The 1,014-nt window shown below is 40.2% G+C and carries 2 protein-coding genes; one reads left to right on the top strand and one right to left on the bottom strand.

Translation table 11 applies throughout. The features are described from left to right. The coding region (locus BCU91_RS06700; RefSeq protein ID WP_157936273.1) for a tyrosine-type recombinase/integrase at positions 1-129 on the top strand (129 nt) is incomplete at its 5' end. Between the two features lie 281 nt (positions 130-410). On the opposite strand, the gene BCU91_RS06695 is transcribed toward BCU91_RS06700, so the two are convergent. Next, positions 411-956 (bottom strand): N-acetyltransferase, encoded by a 546-nt coding sequence (locus tag BCU91_RS06695; RefSeq protein WP_102531156.1) that lies wholly within the window; start codon positions 954-956, stop codon positions 411-413. Between the last annotated feature and the right edge of the window lie 58 nt (positions 957-1,014).

Raw genomic sequence — 1,014 nt, 5'->3', positions numbered from 1 at the left:
CTCAAAGGCCATGACATTCGCACCATCCAGGAGTTATTGGGACACAGTGATGTCAAAACAACCGAGATATATACCCATGTGATTGGTGGCCATCATACTGGGGTCATAAGTCCTCTTGATAGTCTTTAAGGCATACAACAAGACTAGCTACTAAAGCCATATCTTTTGCTTTCTGCATTAGTAAATATAAGGCAAACACAGAAACACAAAATTAGAATGAGTCATTGTTCTAAATGATAATGGTGCAAAAACGCGTTACGACAGCTAACCCATTTAGTGCTTACATTCCTATTAATATGGTTTTGTACTGATAACTTCTAAACAAGTGGCCAGATTTATTTAGCCACTACACTCGGGCTTGTTCAACACTTGGGATAAGGACGCGGCTACGCGCGGCCTATCCTTATCTGTTATGCGTAATTTTTGACGTACTTTGTCATTGCTGTTTCCGAGACTGACAAACCGTCGATTCTATATTGATCTTTGAACTCTCCAACAACATTGAACCCTGCTTTTAGGTAGAGGTTCTTTGCTGGGAAATTCTCTGATAATACACAAAGATCAAGCCAGTCAATTTCAGCTTTTTCTTGGCAGAAATTTATAACAGCATCAATGAGTCTTTGACCAAGACCTTGCTTCCGGCAAGAAACATCTACGCCCATACCTAATAGAACTCTGTGAGAACGGTTTTCATCACTGTGGTGGCGAAGATCAATATGACCTTTAATATTTCCAGAGGTGTCTTTTACAACCCAAAGTTTTCTCCAACCTAAGTCGCCAAACTGATGAGAAAAGCCTTGGATAAACTTATCTTTTGTTGCTTCTGGAATTTCACTTTGCTCTCTGGACATTGGCTGGAAAAGAGGAACTTCTCCATTACCATTTTCAGACAGCTGATTTTCTAGATACACAAAGAATGAATCTAAATCCAATTTTTCCGCTTCTACTACTTCCATCTAATTCTCGGTACTCCATCGATTACGCATAACGACCCAAGCAACGGCCGCACGTTAG

This window comes from Shewanella sp. 10N.286.52.B9 (assembly GCF_002873635.1).
Lineage (GTDB): Bacteria > Pseudomonadota > Gammaproteobacteria > Enterobacterales > Shewanellaceae > Shewanella.
The sequence above is the reverse complement of the archived record's forward strand: the minus strand, read 5'-3'. Positions and strand labels throughout refer to the sequence as shown.

Bases quoted from the DNA above. Each gene is read 5' to 3' on its own strand.
- BCU91_RS06695 (WP_102531156.1), bottom strand. From the start codon at position 956: ATGGAAGTAGTAGAAGCGGAAAAATTGGATTTAGATTCATTCTTTGTG.